Raw genomic sequence first — 20,571 nt, forward strand, 5'->3', positions numbered from 1 at the left:
ATCTCTTTCCGATTACGCTTAGGCGAAGAGATTTTTGTGCGTGTCCCTCAGGACATTCTTTTGCACTTTGCCCATCGTATTGCGTGGCAGGCTCGGCACCACGAGTAACTCACGAGGATGTTTAAAACGGGCAAGTGATGCTGACGCAGCGGCTTTCACCTGCTCCAGATCAAGCGGCTCGCCTTCTGCCGCTACGATCAGCCCCACTACGGTTTCACCAAAGTCAGCATGCGGAACGCCAATAACCGCACTTTCCAGGACCCCCGGCTGCGCATCGAGTACAAGCTCAATTTCCTTTGGGTAGATATTATATCCGCCAGAGATGATCAGATCCTTGTGGCGACCAACGATGTGAACATAGCCATCCTCATCAGTCTTGCCGAGGTCACCTGTGATGAAAAAGCCGTTGTCGCGCAGCTCGGCCGCGGTCTTTTCAGGCATTTGCCAATAGCCCTTAAAGACGTTGGGACCACGCACCTCGATTTGTCCCACTTTGCCTGCTGGTAGTTCCTCGCCGGTCTCTGGGTCCGTGATCTTGATCTCGACACCAGGGAGCGGCAGGCCGACGGTTCCGGCGCGGCGCTCTCCGTCATATGGGTTTGACGTGTTCATGTTCGTTTCCGTCATGCCGTAGCGTTCCAGGATGCGGTGGCCTGTCCGGGCTTCGAACTGGATATGTGTTTCTGCCAAAAGCGGCGCACTTCCCGACACGAACAGCCGCATGTGATCCACAAGGTCTTTTGTGAAACGTTCATCATCCAGCAACCTTGTATAGAAGGTCGGAACCCCCATCATGGCCGTGGACTTTGGCAACAACGCGATAATCTGATCCTGGTCGAACTTGGGTAAGAAGATCATGGAACCGCCACTGGCCAGCGTAACGTTGGTTGCTACGAACAGCCCGTGGGTGTGAAAAATCGGCAAGGCATGAAGCAGCACATCATTTGACTGAAATTGCCAGTAACGGGCCAATGTCTGCGCGTTAGACAAAAGGTTTCCCTGCGTCAGCATCGCACCTTTTGACCGGCCCGTTGTTCCGGATGTGTAAAGGAATGCGGCAAGATCGTCTTCGGTGCGCTCTACCGTAGGAAACTCGTTTGGTTTGGTATTGGAGAGTTCTAAAAATGTGCCCGTTCCATCCCCGTCCATTGAGTATATCTGTGCCCCGAGCGGACCCGCGATCGCACCAAGTGTCGCTAGATCTGAACTATCGCACATGACCAGCTTTGCACCGCTGTCATTGATGAAATAGGACAGCTCGTCGGCGGTGTACGCCGTGTTCAGCGGCAGAAAGACCACGCCGGTCTGTACACAGGCGGCATAGAGCGCCAAAGCTTCCGGAGACTTTTGAACTTGCGCCGCCAGGCGATTACCGGGCTTCAGCCCCGCATCTGCAAGTGCATGAGAAAACCGCGCAGCCATTGCAAGGAGGTCTGCATGTGTCAGCACAACACCGCTTGGCAATTGAAGGAACGGTGATGGCTGGTTTGCATGTTTTCCAAACAATGCATCATAGAGCGGGTTCGTCATTGACCTTTCTCCTCGGCGACAAGTTTCTTTCCATTCGCGTTCATAGTGCGGATTTCCGAGGATGCGGAAATTTTACCCGTCATGGCAAAACGCTCGTGGTTTTGCGAGACGTTCCCAAGGTCATAAAGATAGTTGACCATGACCCCGCTGGATTGCTTCATGCCGTTCTTTGACACATCCGCCGATGCGTGAACCTTATGGATCTGAGCGCCATTCCCTAGATGGAAACGGGCTACAGGATCAAGTGGGACACCACTGTCACGTTTTGCCTCCAGTAAGTAATGTGCGGCCAGGTTGCGCATGCGGTCCGTTTCATCCGGTCTGGGCTCAATCTTGTTCTCTGCGAGCCAGGCGTTGAAACTAGGCATGGGCGAAAGCGTGACAAAGGTTTTCAGGCCGGGCAATTCCAATGAGAGATCAACAGCGACCTGCTTGATCAACGAATTGCCAAACGAAATGTTGGCGAGACCAGCCTGACAGTTGGATATCGAATAAAACACGGCCGTGTCGGCCTCATCAGCCTGCAGGCCATCGCGCTTCTCCGACAGAAGATCCTGAACCAAACTTGGAATTCCTTTGGTCAAAGCGACCTCGACGAAAATCAGCGGTTCATTCGCCATTGCCGGGTGGAAGAATGCGAAACAGCGGCGGTCCTCTGGTTCAAGTCGCCGCCTTAGATCGTCCCAACTATCGATGGCATGGACAGCCTCGTAGGCAATGATCTTTTCCAGTATGTGTGCCGGGCTCTCCCAGTTGATTGGGCGCAGCACCAGAAAACCCCGATTAAACCAGGAACTGAACAGGTGCTGAAAATCTAAATCCAATGCAGCCAGCGACGGGTCCTCTTTGGTGTATTTCAGTAACTGCGCGCGCATCGCGACCAACTCACCAGTGGCTTGCGGCACCCGGTTAAGCCGTCTGATAAGTTCCTGCCGTTTTGGCTCGGCGGCTTCTGCAAATCGTTGATAGGTTTTCCGGGACGGGCTTTCCTCATGGTCCGCCAGGGCTTGACGAACCGCCGCTGGTTCAAAGTCCATAGCCTTTGCAAGGTGGTCAAAGAATGCCTTCCGTTGCCCGTCATCCATATCGCCGAAACGGTCCAGTATCAGGCGGCCGAGCGTTTGACCGGACATTTCCCCATCCGTGCCTACCAAAGCATCAGCAAGCTCTTCTGTGGACCGAGCATCAACCGTTGCAGGACTGGCAATCCGTATACGACGCTCAAAAACCGTCGAAAGGAGGTCGGCGAGCATTGTCACAATGAGACTCCCATAACAGCGTTAGGAAGCCATGTTGCGATGCCGGGCAACACGCACAAGAGGATAATAGCCACAATCATGCAGGCCACGAAAGGCAGCGATCCACGCAGGATCGTCTTCAACGAAATGTCCGGCGCAATGCCATTTATCACGTAGAGGTTAAGCCCAACAGGTGGGGAGATCAGCCCGATCTCCATGTTTATGGTCAGGACAACAGCAAACCAGATGGGATCAAACCCGGCCGTCTCTATGATCGGCAGTAGGATCGGCGCGGCCATCAGGATCACGGCGACCGGCGGCAGAAAAAATCCGGCTATCAGAAGAAAAACATTGATTGCGCCCATCAGAACCCAGCGGTTCACGTCAAGCGTGCCAATCCATTCAGCAATCGACTGCGTGATGGACAAAGACGACAACATATAGCTGAAGACGCCAGCCGCAGCGATGATGAAAAGGATCATCACGCTTTCTTTGGTGCTGTCACGAAGAACGATCCAAAGATCGGCAGGATGCCATAGCCTGTAGATCACCATCGCAACCGCAAGACAAAGCAAAGCACCGATAGCGGCGGTCTCGGAGGGCGTCGCTATCCCGCCATACATTGTATAGAGAACCCCAAGGATAATCGCGAGGAACGGCAGAACCCGCGGCAGGATTTCAAATTTCTCGCGCCAGGAATAGCGCTTTGGATTTAGGACGGCTGTGTCACCCGACTTCCAGGTCGCATAGAGGGACCAAGCCATAAACAGTACGACCAGCAGCAGGCCGGGGAATACCCCTGCCAGGAACAAACGACCGATGGAGGTTTCGGTCGCGATGCCATAGACGATCATGGTGACGGATGGCGGGATCAGAATTCCCAGCGTACCGCCCGCAGCAATCGAGCCAGACGCAATCGCGTCCGGATAGCCGCGTTTGCGCATCTCGGGAATGCCCATTTTGCCGATGGCAGCACAGGTCGCCGGGGATGAGCCGGACATAGCCGAGAACAGGGCGCAGGCGCCGAGGTTAGAAATGACCAGCCCACCGGGAACCCGCGTCAGCCAGCGTTCCAAAGCCTCATAAAGGTCCGCCCCTGCCCGAGTTGAGGCGATAGATGCGCCCATCATTATGAACATCGGGATAGAGAGCAGCGCGAAGTTATCAAGCTTGCCGAACAGAAGTTCCGGCATCAACTCCAACGACCTTACCCCGTCAAAGACCAGCAGAAACCCCGCTGATACGATAAGCAGGCCGAGCGCCACAGACACGCCAGAGAACAGAACAAAGATTGTCGCGACAGCAACAATCGCGCCAAGCAGGATCGGGTCCATCAGGCGTCCTCCAATCCGAAAGGCTTATCCACACCGATAATCACGGCAACGAGGTCAGCAATGAGTTGCAAAAGAAACAGGCCAAATCCGATCGGGATCGCGAGATAAGGGATCCAAAGCCGAACCCCCCACACCGTGTCCGAGCGCCACCCTTTCTCCCAGGCGACGTGCCAATAGTCGAAACCGTACAACAGCATAAGTGCGACGATCAGGATAGAGACTGACAGGGTGATACACGCCAATACCATCCGGGCTTTTGGTGGCAATGCCAGGGGAACCAGGTCCACATTCACATGCCCACGAAGTCGCTGGACATAGGACAGACCTATCAGCGTGGCAGCTACAACAAGATATATAACCGCTTCGGTCTGCCACACGGTGGACCCATTCATCACGAAGCGGATAAAAATCATCTGGCAAGTGATGACGACGGCGGCAACAATCATGCCAGCCGAGCACCACCCTGCGAGGGTTGATACGACGGCAACGAAGCGCAAAAATGGGTTGCTGCCGACATGCGCAACAGTGGCATTGCTCTGGCCAGCCATGGCGGCCTCCCGGTTCTTTGGGGTGGGACGAAGTGGTGGGGCGACTGTGCGCCGCCCCAATCAGGTCATCACTCTACAGAAAGAGCGAGATCCAGGAGTGCTTGCCCGCCAGGCGTTTCCTCTACAAAGGCTTTGTAGGACGTCTCTTGTGCAAGCGCGCGCCAGGCATCAAATTCTTCCTGGCTCATTTCCGCAATCTCTACACCGTTGTCAGCAAATACCTTTGCCGAAGCGGCGTCCTGCTTCTTCGCTTCTTCCAGATAGAAAGCCTCTGCCTTTTGGGCAGCGGCCAGCAATGCCGCCTGTTGGTCTGCATTCAAACCATCGAATGTCGATTTGTTCATCAACAGCGGCTGATACATGAACCACAGAGCGAAATCGCCTGCGGGCGTATAGCACGATACCTGTTCATAGATGCGATAGCTGACGAACGACGATGACGACGTATTGGCCGCCGTCAAAACACCGGTTTGCATAGCGTTGTATATTTCGGAGGAGGCCATCGAAGCAATCGAGGCACCTGCGCCAGCCAGCATCTGTTCAAAAGCCTTACCCGCCGCACGTGTTTGCTGGCCCTTAACATCTTCGGGTGACGTAATGCACTTGTCTTTTCCAACGAAGCCGCCTGCCAGATAGCCATGCACCAGCACCATCACGTCGTCACTGGCCATGATCTCCTCGATCTGGCCCATGAATTCGCTCTCGTTCAGGCGTGCGGCATGATCATGGTTTTTTACGAGGCCAGGCATCAGTGTCAGGTTATAGGCGGGCTGCTGCCCACCGGCGTAACTGAGCGGGAACACCGTCATGTCCAACTGACCACGGCTTAGTGGCTTGTACTGCTCGCGGGGCTTGAAGAGTGATTTCGAAGGGAAAATCTTGATATTCAGGTCTACGCCGGCTGCTGCGACTTCATCAGCGACCATTTGTGCGACCTGATGGCGAACATCCGCTGTTGACCATTGATGCGACAGACGAAGCTCGGCCGCGCCGGCTGCAATTGAACCAGTCAAAAGTGTGGCTGACGCGATGGTGACGGTGAATTTCATGTTCATTTTTTCCTCCCAGAATATCCCGATTTATCCATCGGGTCTCATATCTGATCGCAAACTTTGCGTTGTAGGTCAACAATCTTGTATACAAGGATGAGATTCTTGCGTGCTTAATTCGGGGGTGCTATCTGAAGAATATGGAGCAAAAGCGATCCGACATAATTGCCCAGCAGATTGAAGAGCTGATTTTCGATGGCACGTTCAGTGACGGCGAGCGGCTTGATGAGGTTCAACTGTCGGAGAGGTTTGCAGTCTCAAGAACCCCTATTCGCGAAGCATTTCTTAGACTGGCACAGTCTGGACTGGTGGAGCATTTCCCAAGGCGGGGTGTCTTTGTAAGGCAGCCAGGGCCAATCGAGCTGATGGATATGTTCGAAGTCATGGCCGAACTTGAAGCGGCCTGCGCCCGTTTGGCAGCGTCACGGATATCGGATGCGGCCATCAGGGAACTGAACGAGACGAACGAACGGTGCAATGCAGCGGTATCGGAAAACGACACCGAGGAATACTACCGCGAGAACGAGCACTTTCACGCCATTCTGTACCGCGAGTCGGGGAACAATTTTCTTGAACAGGAATGCCTTCGTCTTCAGCGCAGGCTTCAGCCCTTTCGCCGCACACAATTGCGATGGAGAGGCCGCCTAAAGCAATCAATGCGCGAGCATGAGCAGATTGTCTTGGCCCTTGAGGAAGGGGACGGGCCCAAGGCAGCCGAGGCCATTCGCAGTCATATCGCCGTGCAGGGTGAAAAGTTCCACCAGCTTATGGCGAGCTTAAAGACTGCAGCAGAGTAGACGGTTTTTTGCACCGTCAACGACTGCGCAGGCAAAAACCAAGACTTCCGATGCAACGGGCATCCCCCAGAAGACCCTAAACTCAGGGAGTCATGCGAGCCAGTCTTGCTGCAGCTCGGGCAAGGGGATCGCATTCAGAAGCGTTCTTGTATACCCGGCCTCAGGCTGATCAAACAGGGATTTGGTGGCGCGATGCTCGACGATTTCGCCATGGTGCAGCACCAGGGTGCGTGTGCACAAACGCCGGATCACCGATAAATCATGGCTGACGAATGCAAGGGTCAGCCCAAGCTCTGCCACCAGACGTTCCAGTAGCGTCAGGATTTGCGCCTGCGATGAAACATCAAGGCCAGATACGATCTCATCTGCCAGAATAAATTCAGGTTCAGTTGCGATGGCGCGACCGATGCCTACACGCTGACGCTGCCCCCCCGATAGTTCATGCGGATAACGATGCCGGAAGGCTTGCGGTAAACCAACATGCTCAAGGGCCTGCCCAACCCTGTCCGGCACGTTGTCAAACCCATGCAGCTTGAGCGGGCCTGCAATGATCTGGCCGACAGTTTGCCGGGGATTTAGCGATGACATCGGATCCTGAAAGATCATCTGGAACCTTTTGCGCAACGGGCGCAGGCTGGTTTCCGGCAGATGGGTGATATCCACCCCATCGAACCGGATCGTTCCGCTGGACGGCTCGAGCAGTCGCACGAGCGCGCGGCCCAGGGTTGACTTACCCGAGCCAGAGCCGCCGACAATGCCCAAAACCTCGCCGCGACCTATGTCGAAGGTCAGGCCTTTCAGAATTTCAATCTCGGGTGCGGCCCCCAGCAAAGGTTTGCGGGCCATGTCAGGAAATGACAGACGCAGATCGCTTATCTGATAAAGAGGCGTCATCGCTTATCCGCCCGGTCTTCGGCTGCAAGCATCGCTTGTAGATCCTGAATGATGTGATCGGGCACCGGGGTCAGACTGCCATCGGGGGCGGTGTATTTCGGGGTCGCCGCCAGCAAAGCGGCGGCATAAGGATGCGCGGGATGCTCAAAGAAGTCCGCTGTGCGCGCGTCCTCCAAAACTTTGCCACCAAACAGCACGGTCATACTTTGGCAGACCTTTGCGACCACGCCCAGATCATGGGTTACAAACAGCAATGCGGTGCCGTGCTGCTCCTGCATGTTCTTGATCAGCTTCAGGATTTGCTTTTGCACGGTGACATCCAGTGCCGTCGTTGGCTCATCCGCGATGATCAGCTTTGGCTCAGCGGCAAAGGCCGATGCGATCAGAACGCGTTGCCGCATGCCGCCGGATAGTTCGTGGGGATAGCTGCGCATCACGCGGGCCGGGTCGGGGATGTGGACCTCGTTCAGCAATTCCAGCGCGCGCGCCTCGGCTTTGGGTTTTTTCCAGCCAAGAATATTCACCAATCGCCTGGTGATCTGGGGGCCGATCCTGCGCACCGGGTTCAAAGCCGTCAAAGGATCTTGCGGTATCAGCGCGGCCTTTTGCCCGATTAAGCGCCGCCGTTGTGCCATTGGCATCGCCAGAAGGTCCTCACCCTCTAGCAGGATACGCCCTCCATTGACCTTGATCGCGTTTGGCAATGTGCCCAGAATGGCCTTGCCGATCATGCTTTTCCCGGCACCGCTTTCCCCAACCAGCCCGCGCACTTCACCGGGGGCAACGTTAAGGCTCACGTTTCGCAGGATGGGGACCGGGCCGACCGCAGCGCTTAGATTTTCAATCTTCAGAAAGCTCATCGAAGCACCGGATCGTAGTAGTCTTTAAGCCCTTCGCCCAACTGGCTGAAGCTAAGCACCGTCAGGAAAAGGCCAATCAGGGGAAACACCAGTACCCACCACGCCTGATGAATGGAGGTGCGGCCTTCGGCGATCATCGACCCCCAGGTCGGATCGTCGGTCGAGATTGAAAGGTTAACAAATGACAGGATCGCTTCGATGATAACAGCGATGCCCATTTCCAATGTCAGCAGCACAACCATTGTCGGCAACACATTCGGCAGAATTTCAAAGATCATGGTTCCGAACCGTTTGCGCCCCGCCACCTGGGCTGAGGCGACATAATCCATCGCCCCCTGCGTCATCGCTTCGGCGCGGATAACGCGGGCAAAGCGGGTCCAGTCGATGACAACAATGGCAATGATAATGGAGGTCAGGCCGGTACCCATCACGGCAATTAGAAGGATCGAGAACAAGACGGGGGGAAAGGCCATCCAAATGTCAATGAACCGCGAAATCACCAGATCAGCCCAGCCGCGATAGTAGCCGGCAATCAGACCAAGGGTTGTGCCCAAAAGACAAGTCAGCGTTCCTGCAATCAAAGCGACCAGCAGGGCGATGCGGGCCCCGAATAACAGTCGGCTTAGAACATCGCGGCCCAGAGAATCCGTTCCCAGCACATAGCCTGGCTCAGCCCCTGTTTCCCAAAATGGCGGCATGCGGCCAAGAAACAGATCCTGCGCCAATGGGTCATGGGGTGCGATAAGTGGCGCAAATATTGCGGCCAGGACCAGCAAGATCAGCCATCCGCCTGACAGCCAAAGCCGTGCACCTACGGGCCGTTTGATGCTGGCGCGTGCGTCAACCATGGCGCAGCCTCGGGTTTAGCAATGCATAGGTCAGATCAACGATCAGATTGACCATGGTGAACATCAGCGCGAACAGAATGACGATCCCCTGGATCAGCGGAAGATCACGATTGATAACCGCGTCGATTGCCATATTGCCCAATCCCTCATAGCTGAACAGCCGTTCGATGATGACCGTTCCGCCGATCAGGAATGTAAACTGCACCCCGACCAGTGTGAGTGTGGGCAGGATCGCATTCGGCAAGGCCTCGCGCAGAATGACATGGTTTTCACTGTAGCCATGGGTGCGGGCCAAGGTGACGTAATCGAGATGCATGGTTTCTTTCAGCGATTGTTTCAGCAACTGCGCGATGATGGCCGCCAGGGGAATGGCAAGCGCCAGCGCGGGCATGAACATATGGCTTATAAGGTCAGCCATAATGTCAAACCGCAGTCTCAGGATGCTTTCCACCAGATAGAAATTCGTTGCGAAGGGCAGATCAAGCGCTGGCGACACCCGGCCAGAGATGTGGAAAATGGGCCAAAGCACGCCGAAGATAAGGATAAAGAACAACCCCCAAAGAAAATCCGGGACTGACAGCGACATACCGTTTGTTACGTCAATCGCTCCCTCAACCTTGGTGCCGCGATGGCGCGTTCCGGTTAGCGCCAGGATGCCGCCTATGACAATCGCAATCACCAGTGCCAGAACGGCCAGCTCTATCGTTGCGGGCAGTCGCCCCAGTACCAGCGACAGAACAGGTTGCCGGGTGGTGATGGACGTTCCGAAATCCCCCTGAACGACACCGCCCAGCCAGATGAAAAACTGCTCGGGCAAGGATTTGTCAAAACCATAAAGCGCCTTGAGCCTTGCGATATCCTCTTCCCCGGCGCCTGGGGGCAGCATCATAGCGATAGGATTGCCCGGCACGACCCGGATCACGAAAAACACAATGACGGCCACCCCGAACAGGGTGACGATCATGGACAATAGGCGGGCGAGAAAAGCTCTGGCTGACATGATGGATCGGGGCAGCGCAACGCTGCCCCGTCATTGCTTAGTTGCGGGTCATAAGATGTGGCAGCAATGCGCCTGAGGAGTGCGGCGTTACCTTTACCCCGGGCGCGTGCAGGATCGGCTGCACATATTGCATCAAAGGCAAAACCAACGCGTCATCGGCAATCTTGCGGTCAACGGCTTTCCAGCCTTCAATCCGCTTGGCCTCATCCGCCTCGCCCCACAAGGGGCCAATCATCGCGGTCAGATCCTCGCCATCCCAGACAGAGTGTGGGGACGGCCCGAACATCGCAAACCCCGTAGATGTGGTTGGATCACCGATGGAGTTACCCCAGTTATAGAAAGCGGCAGGGGCCAACGTGTCCGTTGCACGCAATTCGTAGTGCTTGGCTACTTCGTAGACTTCGATCTCAGCCTCGATACCGACGCGGCGCCACAGGCCAACAATCGCCTGAATGATCTCGTAGTCCTTTGGCTTGAAACCGCGCGTTGTCTGGATCTTGAATTTGACCGGGTTTTCCGGGCTATACCCTGACTTCGCCAACATGGCCTTGGCCCCTTCGGGATCATAAGGCGTTGTAATCGACGCATCATAGGCAGAGTATTCCGGGGTTTGCAGCGTATCGATCGGAACGCCATAGCCGGACAACAGGCGGTCAACGATGGCCTGTTTGTCCACAGCCATCACAGCAGCCTTGCGCACGTTTGGATCTGTCATCGCTTCGATGTCATTAAAGAAGATCATCCCGATGTCCGAGACCGGATGCGCAACGCCCTGCAACTTGCCGTCCTTCAGGCGATCAAATTCTTCGTAGGGTATCTCCAGCGTCACATGGGCATTGCCGGATTCCACCTCCGCGACGCGGGCGGCCGCATCCGTAACGAATTTGATCGTCACGCTTTCGAATTCCGGCTTTGGCCCCCAATAGTCCGGAAACGCTTTCAGGCGCACAAAGGCGTTGCGCTCATATTTGTCGACCATATACGGGCCCGAGCCGATCGGTGCAGCTTCGAAGCCGTCCTCGCCTACTTTTTCAATATAGGCTTTAGGGCGGACATAGCCGGTCAGGAACGACATCCATTTGAAAATCGTCGGCTCAAACCGTAGCACATCCGCCGTGATCATCTGGCCGTCGATCTTGAAGTTGCCGATGGTCGACCAGACAAACTGAATCGGGTTGCCGCCCTCTGGATCGGCGGCAGTTTCAAGGCTCCAAACGACATCTTCGGGCGTGAGGTCGCTGCCATCATGCCACTTCACCCCTTCGCGGACTTTCATGAAGACTTGGCTTTTGTCGTCGTTCCAGCCCCATTCGGTGATGATGCCCGGCACCTGCGCCAGATCGGTATCCTGCGCAATGAACAGATCGAACACCGATTGATACATACCTTGCAGTGTCGGGTTCACAGCCGAAAGGCCAATGGTTGGGTCCCAGCTGGGAAGATTGACGTTATTGGCGATGACCAGTTCATCAATCTCAGCCGCCAAAGCCGGCATTCCGATTGCAGCCACGGTGACGGCGGCAGTGCTGAGCTTTAGCAGACTTCGTTTTGTTATAGTCGTCATTGTAGTCCTCCCTGATTATTAGGTTATTTTTTGTCCAAGCAGATATCCCGCACCCACACCCGTTCCCGCGCCAGGCCATACAGCAGCGCCGGTGTGGAAAAGGTTCTTGATCGGGGTCGTGCCGTCAGAGTGGCCCCGTAACGGGCGAAACAAGAAATGCTGGGAAAGGTGATGTGACCCGCAAATCTGGTCGCCGCCCACAAGGTTGGGGTTGTCCGCCTCCAGCATATCTGGGGTCACGATCTTTCTTTCGATGATCTTGTCGCGCGTGCCGGGGGCATAGCTTTCCAGGATATCCAGCGCGCGTTCCGCCATCGGGTCCGCAGCAGATTGCCAATCACATGTATTGATTAGGCCTGACGCATCCCCTTTGATAGTACCTGGCACCATGCGAACCTGTAGCCAAAGGATATGCTTTCCCTCAGGCGCACGACTGGGATCAATCGCAGTTGGCTGACCCACGACAATAACCGGCGCGTCGGGCAGCAGACCTGCCTGCGCCTGCGCGTAGGTGCGTGCCATCTGATCCATGTCCTCGGCCAAATGGACATAGGCGAAGTCGCGTAAGGCTTCGTCGGCTTGCCAGTTCGGCAAATCCTCCATCGCGAGGTGGATCATCATGGTTCCAGGCGCGTGGCGGAACTTGTTCAGCTTGGCGCGATAGTCAGGCTTTTCCTCCCCGATCAAAGCAGCCAACCCGCGCGGCGCAACATTCGCAATCACAGCACGCTGCGCCCGGACCGTGTCACCATTCGCAAGCGTCACACCTTTCGCCTGGCCCTCTTCGATCAGAACGCATTCAACGCGCGTATCGCTTGTGATCGTGCCGCCTGCATCCGTGATGCATTTCGCCATGGCTTTGGTGACCGTATCCGCACCGCCCTCGCCGATGACCATGCCGAAACTCTGGTTCGCCATCGCCTCCAGATAGGGAAATATAGCGCCGCCCGCGATGTCGGGGGCAAAATCCAGATGCATGCCCCACGCTGCCAGCGTTGCCTTGATCTGAGGGTGATCAAACTGCTCATCCAGCCACGCCCGCGGTGCGCTGGACATAAATCGTGCCAGATCAAGAACGCCAGCCAATCCCTGTTGACGGTAAATACGCCAAAGCGTTCTAACCATCGGCCGAAATTTGAAGGGCCCGCCAAGTACCGCGAAAATATGCTCTGCCTGTCTTGGAAAATCCGCGCTTATCTCGGCCCAGGCGTCGCCGTCATTTGTTGCAAATGCAGAGATGTTGCGGTGGTTTTCATCTGCATCCGTCGTAATTCCCAGCCAATGCCCATCCTTGAACGCACTTGCAAAGCACTTGGTCGCGGGCACAAAAGACAGACCTGCTGAGGTAAGCTCATCACCAAACTCTTTAAAAAACGGAGAGCCTGCGAACAGCGACAGATTCATCGCAGCCCAGTCATGCTTGAAGCCTTGCGCGGTATATGCACCGGTTTTGACAGCCCCGCCAATCTCCGACGCCTGCTCATAAATGGACACACGCCAGCCCTTGCGCTGAAGCACCATCGCACACGCAAGACTGTTTACACCTGACCCGATAATGATCGCGTCTACCGTAGGGTCCATCCGAACCTCCCTGATGGTTATTGTTTGCAAATGAAAATATATATGTCTAGCAATGAATCGAATACAGGTCATAGAATCTGAGTTTCGTCATCGCAGGGAGGATAAGATGAACGCGCAAAACGCACTGACTGATTTAGGGCAAATGTTGGCCACCGGTTCCGTCGAGGTTGTTGATTGCTCGGGGGTGCTGGGTCCCAACACACCCATTCTTCAGCTGCCAGAGGATTTCGCCAAGAACACGCCAAAGGTCGAGATTCACAAGATCAGCGAATACGATCAGGACGGGCCGTTCTTTGCATGGAACTGGATGATTCTGGGCGAGCATTCGGGCACGCATTTCGATGCGCCACATCACTGGATCACCGGCAAGGATTACGAGGATGGCTTCACGGACACCTTGGATGTCAACCGACTGGTTGCGCCGGTGAATGTCATCGACTGCTCAAAAGAAAGTGCTGAGAATGAGGATTTTCTGCTGACCGCCGATCATGTGAAGGCGTGGGAAGCCGAACATGGGGAGATCAACGCTGGTGAATGGGTCGTCATGCGCACCGATTGGGACAAGCGTGCAAATGACGAGGCTAAGTTCCTGAACGCTGATGAAGCAGGGCCGCATAGCCCCGGACCAACCCCGGATTGCGTCGAGTATCTGTTGTCCAAAAAGATCGTTGGCTGGGGCAGCCAGTGTATCGGAACCGATGCCGGTCAGGCCGGAGGGATGGAACCGCCCTACCCCGCGCACAACCTGCTGCATCGTGACAATTGCTTTGGCCTGGCATCGCTGGCCAATCTGGACAAGCTGCCCGCAAAAGGCGCGATCCTGATTGCCGCACCGCTTAAGATCGAACGCGGCACAGGCTCGCCTATTCGCGCATTGGCCTTGGTTCCGAAAGGCTAAGCCTTGGTGGCAGATCACGTCATCATAGGGTCCGGCATCAATTCGCTTGTCGCGGCGGCATTGCTGTCGCGCAAGGGACATAGAGTGATCGTGTTGGAGCGTGAAGACCGCCTTGGCGGCTGTATGTTTACCGACCAGATCACCCTGCCCGGGTTCCACCATGACGTAATGGCTGCAACTTTTGTTCTGTTTATGACATCGCCCGCCTATGCAGAATTGGCGGGCGATCTGGAAAAGCAGGGTCTTAAGTTCTGCCATACGCCCCGCCCAACCGCCGTGCTGCGCCCGGGTGGCCAGTCCTGCATGTTGACCATGGACCGCGTCACCAATGTTGCAGCCTTTGACGCGCTGTCCGAGGGCGACGGCGACCAGCACGGCAAAGACGTTGGCGCGATCGAAGCGGATAGCGAGTTTCTTTTTGCGCTGCTTGGCAACGAGCTGTGGACCTGGCGCACCGCCCGTCTGATGTTTTCCCAGATGCGAAAGCGTGGCCTGAATGGCCTGAAGGCGTGGATCGGCGATGCCCTGCAACCGGCCCGCGCGTGGTTGGAAACCTCTTATAACAGCGCCGATCTTCAGGCGCTTTGGGCACCATGGGTTTTGCACACCGGCCTGACGCCTGAAAGCACCTATTCAGCGCAGATGGGCAAGGTGATTGCCTTTGCGCTCGAAGCAGCCGGTGCGCCAGTCGTAAAGGGCGGCGCGGGTCAGGCTGTTAACGCATTCCGTAAGTTGATCGAAGCCAATGGTGGCGAAATCCGCACGGGCGCGGATGTGTGCGAGATTATTGTTGAAAACGGGACAGCCCAGGGCGTCAAACTGACCGATGGGCAGACAATCCGGGCAAGCAACATCCTTGCATCAGTTGCGCCGTCCCAACTCTATGGCCGGTTGCTGCCCAATGCGCCGGAACACCCCGAAGCTCAGGCTTTCCGGCATGGGCGCGGCAATTTTCAGCTGCACTATGCCTTGGATGCGATGCCTGAATGGCAAACCGACGGGCTGGACGATGTTGCGCTGATCCATCTGACGGACGGAATTGATGCCGTGTCAAAATCCGCCAATGAGGCCGAGCGGGGCATGTTGCCCGCAACACCAACCATCTGTGTCGGACAACCGCATCGCCTTGACCCATCGCGCTGCCCGGACGGCAAGGCCATCTTGTGGCTGCAAATCCCCGACGCGCCACGCACTATCAAAGGGGATGCGTCAGGCCAGATCAAAGGCGACAGATGGAGTGAAGCAACACGGGAGGCGTTCGCTGATCGAATAGAGGCGATTTTGGCCCGGCACATAAAGAACTTTGAAAAAATCAAACTGCACCGCCGCGCTTTTTCCCCGGCGGACCTGGAAAACCTCAACATAAATCTTGTTGGCGGCGACCCGTATGGCGGGCATTGCGGTATCGACCAGTTCTTCACATTTCGTCCGTTTGCGACCTCCCGCAATGGGGCGACTTCCATTAAGAAACTCTATCACATTGGGGCGTCCACACATCCCGGGCCGGGGCTTGGCGGTGGCTCTGGGTATAATGTGGCCAAGAGGTTGGGCGGATGAGCGACGCAACAACACAACAACGGCTGGGTGAAATCGGTCTCGATAACTTCGCGCCCTACCTGATGAACCGCATCATGGGCCGCTATAACGCGTCCTTGCGCGCAGAGATGATGCGGCATGGGCTGACGACGCCCAAAATCCGGTCTCTTGCGGTGTTGGCGATGGTTGATGGCATCCTGATCGGCGAGCTTGCCGTTTATGCCGTGGTCGAACATTCAACGCTGACGCGCGCGCTGGACGGGCTTACCAAAGATGGCCTCGCCTTGCGCGAACCTGACCCCGATGATGCGCGCGCTACACGTATCTTCATCACCCCGGCAGGCCGGAGCTTGTTCGAGGAGCTTTGGCCCCGCATGGCCGAGTTCTACGCCGAGATGTTCAAGGACATCCCCGAAAGCGAGCGGCGCGCGTTCACCGCCACACTTCAAAAAATCCTAAAGAACATCCGCGTCCACAATTTCTAAAAGAGGCACCCCGCAAGGCACCCGATGGCAGAACGATCATTCAAGACCGAAGTTGAACACCTGCGCGCAGGTGCGGGTGAGACATTCACAGGCGAAGGGATTCTGGCCCTTACCAAAGCGCTGTTGGAAAATGGCGTTGGCTATGTCGGCGGCTATCAGGGTGCGCCAATTTCGCATTTGATGGACGTTCTGGCCGACGCGCAGGACCTGTTGGGCGAGTTGGACGTCCGCTTTGAGGCAAATGCCTCTGAGGCGGCCGCGGCGGCGATGTTGGCCGCATCCGTGCACTATCCCATTCGGGGTGCGGTGACATTCAAAGGTGCGGTCGGGGTAAATGTTGCCTCCGATGCTCTGGCCAACCTTTCCTCGTCCGGTGTGACAGGCGGGGCCATCGTGATTGTGGGCGAGGATTACGGCGAAGGCTCCTCCATCATGCAGGAGCGCAGCCATGCATTTGCCATGAAATCGCAGTTCTGGCTGATGGACCCACGCCCCAATCTGCCCTCAATCGTCAAATCCGTTGGCGACAGTTTTGAGCTGTCCGAAGCGTCAAATACGCCCGTGATGCTGATGGTCCGCATCCGCTGCTGCCATGTGACGGGCAGTTTCGAATGCTCGGACAACCAGCGGCCTGACCTGACCGTGCGCGACGCGCTGAGCAACCCACAGAAGGATTGGAACCGGGTTGTTTTGCCGCCCATGTCCTTTGCGCATGAGCAGGACAAAGTGAACAATCGTTGGCCCAATGCGGTTCAGCACATCATGGACAAGGGACTGAACGAATTCTTTGGCCCGGAAAATGGTGAGATTGGCATTATCTGCCAGGGCGGAATGTATAACGGCGTCATCCGCGCTCTGCAGCGGCTGGGTCTGGCGGATATCTATGGCAATACCGAGATTCCCCTTTATTGCCTGAACGTGACCTATCCCTTGGTGGATGAGGAAGTGATCCGCTTTGCCACCGGCAAAAAGGCGATCCTTATGGTCGAAGAGGGCCAGCCGGAGTTCATAGAGCAAGGTCTTTCAACGATCCTGCTCCGCTCCGAAATCCGAACAAAACTGCACGGAAAAGACGTGTTTCCGATGGCGGGCGAGTATACCGGGCAGGTGATGTTTGACAGCATCACGGAATTCCTGCGCCTGAATGCGCCCGGATTGCTTCCGGGGAAGATGCGCGCGCCCAACCAATCACCACCAGATATCCCGGACCTGAGCAAAACGGTGCCGATACGCCCCCCTGGCTTTTGCACCGGTTGCCCCGAACGCCCCATCTTCGCCGGCCTGAAACTGGCGCAGGAAAAACTGGGAACGCATCAGATCAGCGCGGATATCGGCTGTCACTTATTCGCCTCTCTGCCGCCTTTTGAAATTGGCGGCGCAACGATGGGGTATGGGCTGGGTCCTGCCTCCAACGCAGCCTTTGACGGGGGCGGGGAAAAGCGCGCGATCTCCATCATTGGCGATGGTGGCTTCTGGCATAACGGGTTGTCGTCCTCCATCGGCAATATGGTGTTCAACCGATCGGACAGTGTTGCTGTAATCGTGGACAACTACTATTCTGCAGCAACCGGCGGGCAGGATATCCTTTCAAGCCGCGCGGACAATCCGACCAAGTCAACGAACAATCCGATCACCAAGGCGCTGGAAGGAGCCGGGGTCAAATGGATCCGCCATATTGACCACACCTATGATGTGGGAAAGATGCGCGCGACCTTTATTGAGGCGCTGACGACAGACTATGACGGGCCAAAGGTCATTGTGGCGTCTTCTGAATGTATGCTGAACCGCCAGCGCCGCGAAAAACCGCTACGGGCCAAAGCGATCAAAGATGGGCAGCGGATGGAGGTGCCACGCTTCGGTGTGGACGAGGATATCTGCACAGGGGATCATGCCTGTATTCGCCTGTCGGGATGTCCTTCGCTTTCAGTCAAGCACCTGAACGACCCGCTGCGCGACGATCCTGTTGCCAGCATTGATCAAAGCTGTGTGGGCTGCGGCAATTGCGGTGAGGTCGCCGATGCCGCGATCCTGTGCCCCAGCTTTTATCGAGCGGATGTGGTGCATAATCCCGGCAGGTTTGAGCGGTGGTGGACAAAAAAATCGACGGCTGTGATTCACTGGCTTCAAAATCGGCGCGCTGCCCGGCGGCTTAGTTTTGATGAGGCTGCACAATGAACAGTTTGGCGCCCCGCACCCCTGACGAAAAGCTGCAGACCGTCATAAAGCTTGCCATTCTGGCTGTTGGCGGTCAGGGCGGCGGTGTGTTGACCAACTGGATCGAAAGCGTTGCGCGCGCGCAGGGCTATAGCGCCCAGGCAACATCTGTCGCTGGCGTGGCACAGCGCACCGGCGCGACGATTTACTATATCGAGATGGCCCCAAGCGGGGACGCATCCCCGGTCTTTTCGCTCGCGCCCACCGCAGGCGATGTCGATATCATGATCGCAGCCGAGATGATGGAGGCCGGTCGCGCCATCATGCGCGGCTTTGTGACGCCAGATCGGACGACATTGATTGCCTCGACCCATCGCGCATTGGCCGTATCCGAGAAAATGGTGCCTGGCGATGGCATTGCATCCTCGCAGGAGGTGCAGGAGGCCGCGAAACTTATGTCGGACCAGTTGATCATGTTCGACATGGATCGTTTGGCTACCGACAATGGTTCCGTTATCTCGTCAGCGCTGTTCGGTGCGCTGGCAGCATCCGGTTCCCTGCCCTTCCCACGCGAAGCATTCGAAGACGCGATCCGCGCATCGGGCAAGGGCGTCACGCAAAGCCTTAAGGCGTTTGAGGCCGCGTTCATGCGTGCAAAATCCGCAGACACTGACGAACCGCAAGACAATGTCAGCATGGCCAAACCCTCTGGCCGGATGACGGGGCCATCGAAACTGCTACGCAGCTGGACCGAAATTGAGAGCCAGGCCAGCACATTTGCGAACCCTGAGATGGTGCGCCTTGGTTTGCAAAAGGTCGTTGACTATCAGGACCTGTCCTACGGCCAAGAATATCTTGATCGCGTTCGGCAATTTTACGACCTTCACCCCACTGACGTGGCCTTGCAGGAGGCCGCCGCAAAGCACATTGCGAATGCCATGTGCTATGATGACATCATCCGCGTTGCCGACAGAAAAACGCGCAAGTCCCGTTTCGCCCGTATCTCGGACGAGATGAAGCCCGGCGATAACCCCGTGCGATTGACGGAGTTTTTTCATCCCCGCGGCGAAGAGATAATCTCGCTGCTGCCTGCCTCATTGGGCCGCGCGATTGAAAACCGCCCCAAACTGTCTGCATGGATCGACCGCCGCCTGAACAAAGGGCGTCGCATCAGAACCCACAGGTTATCAGGTTTCGTGCTGCTCTATTTTCTTGGGTCACTAAGGCGCACACGGCGGCGCAGCCTTCGCCATGCGATGGAACAAGCGCATTTGAATGAATGGCAGAGCGCATGCCTGGATTTGGCGCGGTCCAACGCCCCGGCTTCGGTGGAGCTGCTGAAATGCCGCAGACTGATCAAGGGATACTCTGACACACATGCCCGCGGCCTTTCCAAGTTTTCAAAGGTGATGGAGGCTTCAAAGCTGGTCTCAGACCGTCCAGATGCAGCCGATTGGATAGACCGTTTGCGAGAAGCCGCGCTAAGAGATGAGAACGGCACAGAACTCGATGGTGCGATCAAGACCATTCAGAGTTTCGTATAGAGGCACAAAAGCTCATTTGGGTTCCTGTTTCAAAGCGTTTGGCGGGTCAGAAAAAAGAACCCGCCAGCCTAGCGATGCTTTGCCATTCCGCTATTCTCGGCTTCCAGGTTGATCACCTTATCCGCGATGCGCTGCAGAAATGCGCTGTCATGGCTCACGATCAGAACCGCTGTTCCCCGTTCTGCCGCATCACGCAACAGCTTGCTGACCAGCCAGGTCGACGGGCTGTCAAGCGCGCTGGTGGGTTCATCGGCGACGATCAGTGCAGGATGGGCCATTGTGGCACGGGCGATGGCAACGCGTTGACACTGGCCGATTGATAGCTCTGCGGGGCGAGCCTCGGGGTCGATTTTCTCAAGGCCAAGGGCTTTGAACGCGGCCTCAACTGCTGCGCGGCGCTGGGTTCGGTTGATCCCGGTGGTGGTTAACGGCTCTGCAACGGAACGCCAGACAGGCCAATGAGGGACAAGACTGCCTACAGGGTCCTGAAAAACAGGCAGGATTGCGCCCTTCTGTTGCAGCGCTTCGGCTTGCCAGATCGTGCCGCTAGTGGGCTGCTCGATCCCCATGGCAAGGCGCAGCAATGTGGATTTGCCACAGCCCGATGGGCCCTGCACACCCACAATCTGACCCGCATTGATTTCCAGATCTGTGGCACTCAGTGCCTGGACATGCCCCCGATTGTAATGCGCGGTCGCCCCGTTCAGTCTT

The 20,571-nt window shown here is 56.3% G+C and carries 18 protein-coding genes; 6 read left to right on the forward strand and 12 right to left on the reverse strand.

The genetic code is table 11. The annotated features are described in order from the left end of the window. Positions 1-18: 18 nt before the first annotated feature. The 5 genes from ACW9UQ_RS09995 to dctP all read right to left on the reverse strand — a co-directional run bounded on the left by ACW9UQ_RS09995 (position 19) and on the right by dctP (position 5,705). Positions 19-1,530 carry a malonate--CoA ligase gene (locus ACW9UQ_RS09995; RefSeq protein ID WP_458930877.1) on the reverse strand — a complete coding sequence of 504 codons (1,512 nt, stop codon included), beginning with the start codon at positions 1,528-1,530 and terminating at the stop codon, positions 19-21. After that, complete coding sequence (locus ACW9UQ_RS10000; RefSeq protein ID WP_458930878.1) at positions 1,527-2,789, reverse strand: malonyl-CoA decarboxylase; 1,263 nt, start codon at positions 2,787-2,789, stop codon at positions 1,527-1,529. The genes ACW9UQ_RS09995 and ACW9UQ_RS10000 overlap by 4 nt, the downstream gene beginning before the upstream one ends. Beyond that, on the reverse strand, positions 2,786-4,102 hold the full coding sequence (locus ACW9UQ_RS10005) for a TRAP transporter large permease (RefSeq protein WP_458930879.1): 1,317 nt from the start codon (positions 4,100-4,102) through the stop codon (positions 2,786-2,788). Before ACW9UQ_RS10005 ends, ACW9UQ_RS10000 begins: the two co-directional genes overlap by 4 nt. Then, positions 4,102-4,650 (reverse strand): TRAP transporter small permease, encoded by a 549-nt coding sequence (locus tag ACW9UQ_RS10010; protein ID WP_458930880.1) that lies wholly within the window; start codon positions 4,648-4,650, stop codon positions 4,102-4,104. Before ACW9UQ_RS10010 ends, ACW9UQ_RS10005 begins: the two co-directional genes overlap by 1 nt. Before the next feature lie 68 nt (positions 4,651-4,718). Beyond that, positions 4,719-5,705 (reverse strand): TRAP transporter substrate-binding protein DctP, encoded by a 987-nt coding sequence (gene dctP / locus ACW9UQ_RS10015; RefSeq protein ID WP_458930881.1) that lies wholly within the window; start codon positions 5,703-5,705, stop codon positions 4,719-4,721. 134 nt (positions 5,706-5,839) lie between these two features. On the opposite strand from dctP, the gene ACW9UQ_RS10020 reads away from it, so the two are divergent. Next, positions 5,840-6,496: a GntR family transcriptional regulator gene (locus ACW9UQ_RS10020; protein ID WP_458930882.1), complete on the forward strand. Its 657-nt coding sequence runs from the start codon at positions 5,840-5,842 to the stop codon at positions 6,494-6,496. Positions 6,497-6,586: 90 nt separating this feature from the next. Here the strand turns inward: ACW9UQ_RS10020 and ACW9UQ_RS10025 are convergent, their stop codons facing one another. Genes ACW9UQ_RS10025 through ACW9UQ_RS10050 form a run of 6 tightly spaced genes read right to left on the reverse strand, consistent with a single transcriptional unit; the run spans position 6,587 to position 13,243 of the window. Next, positions 6,587-7,390, reverse strand: coding sequence for an ABC transporter ATP-binding protein (locus ACW9UQ_RS10025; RefSeq protein ID WP_458930883.1), 804 nt, complete (start codon positions 7,388-7,390; stop codon positions 6,587-6,589). Next, positions 7,387-8,250, reverse strand: a complete 864-nt coding sequence (locus tag ACW9UQ_RS10030; protein WP_458930884.1) for an ABC transporter ATP-binding protein — start codon at positions 8,248-8,250, stop codon at positions 7,387-7,389. Before ACW9UQ_RS10030 ends, ACW9UQ_RS10025 begins: the two co-directional genes overlap by 4 nt. Next, positions 8,247-9,098, reverse strand: coding sequence for an ABC transporter permease (locus tag ACW9UQ_RS10035; protein ID WP_458930885.1), 852 nt, complete (start codon positions 9,096-9,098; stop codon positions 8,247-8,249). The genes ACW9UQ_RS10030 and ACW9UQ_RS10035 overlap by 4 nt, the downstream gene beginning before the upstream one ends. After that, positions 9,091-10,098, reverse strand: a complete 1,008-nt coding sequence (locus ACW9UQ_RS10040; RefSeq protein ID WP_458930886.1) for an ABC transporter permease — start codon at positions 10,096-10,098, stop codon at positions 9,091-9,093. The genes ACW9UQ_RS10035 and ACW9UQ_RS10040 overlap by 8 nt, the downstream gene beginning before the upstream one ends. 37 nt (positions 10,099-10,135) lie before the next feature. Next, positions 10,136-11,662, reverse strand: a complete 1,527-nt coding sequence (locus tag ACW9UQ_RS10045; protein WP_458930887.1) for an ABC transporter substrate-binding protein — start codon at positions 11,660-11,662, stop codon at positions 10,136-10,138. A gap of 18 nt (positions 11,663-11,680) precedes the next feature. Beyond that, entirely contained in the window at positions 11,681-13,243 is a 1,563-nt protein-coding gene (locus ACW9UQ_RS10050) for a phytoene desaturase family protein (RefSeq protein WP_458930888.1), read from the reverse strand. A 106-nt stretch (positions 13,244-13,349) separates the two neighbouring features. Here ACW9UQ_RS10050 and ACW9UQ_RS10055 point away from each other — a divergent pair, with 106 nt between their 5' ends. The 5 genes from ACW9UQ_RS10055 to ACW9UQ_RS10075 are packed head-to-tail and all read left to right on the forward strand — an operon-like array spanning position 13,350 to position 19,860. Beyond that, positions 13,350-14,141, forward strand: a complete 792-nt coding sequence (locus ACW9UQ_RS10055) for a cyclase family protein (protein WP_458930889.1) — start codon at positions 13,350-13,352, stop codon at positions 14,139-14,141. A 6-nt stretch (positions 14,142-14,147) separates the two neighbouring features. After that, a complete protein-coding gene (locus tag ACW9UQ_RS10060; protein ID WP_458930890.1) occupies positions 14,148-15,698 on the forward strand; it encodes a phytoene desaturase family protein in 1,551 nt (516 codons plus the stop codon). Further along, on the forward strand, positions 15,695-16,162 hold the full coding sequence (locus tag ACW9UQ_RS10065; protein ID WP_458930891.1) for a MarR family winged helix-turn-helix transcriptional regulator: 468 nt from the start codon (positions 15,695-15,697) through the stop codon (positions 16,160-16,162). The genes ACW9UQ_RS10060 and ACW9UQ_RS10065 overlap by 4 nt, the downstream gene beginning before the upstream one ends. 24 nt (positions 16,163-16,186) lie before the next feature. Next, positions 16,187-18,337, forward strand: coding sequence for a thiamine pyrophosphate-dependent enzyme (locus ACW9UQ_RS10070; RefSeq protein WP_458930892.1), 2,151 nt, complete (start codon positions 16,187-16,189; stop codon positions 18,335-18,337). Continuing rightward, positions 18,334-19,860, forward strand: coding sequence for an indolepyruvate oxidoreductase subunit beta family protein (locus ACW9UQ_RS10075; RefSeq protein WP_458930893.1), 1,527 nt, complete (start codon positions 18,334-18,336; stop codon positions 19,858-19,860). The genes ACW9UQ_RS10070 and ACW9UQ_RS10075 overlap by 4 nt, the downstream gene beginning before the upstream one ends. A 68-nt stretch (positions 19,861-19,928) precedes the next feature. On the opposite strand, the gene ACW9UQ_RS10080 is transcribed toward ACW9UQ_RS10075, so the two are convergent. Next, the gene (locus ACW9UQ_RS10080; protein WP_458930902.1) at positions 19,929-20,567 is read right to left on the reverse strand and encodes an ATP-binding cassette domain-containing protein; all 639 of its coding nucleotides are present in this window, start codon (positions 20,565-20,567) and stop codon (positions 19,929-19,931) included. Positions 20,568-20,571 lie beyond the last annotated feature (4 nt).

The organism is Halovulum sp. GXIMD14793, from assembly GCF_054457435.1.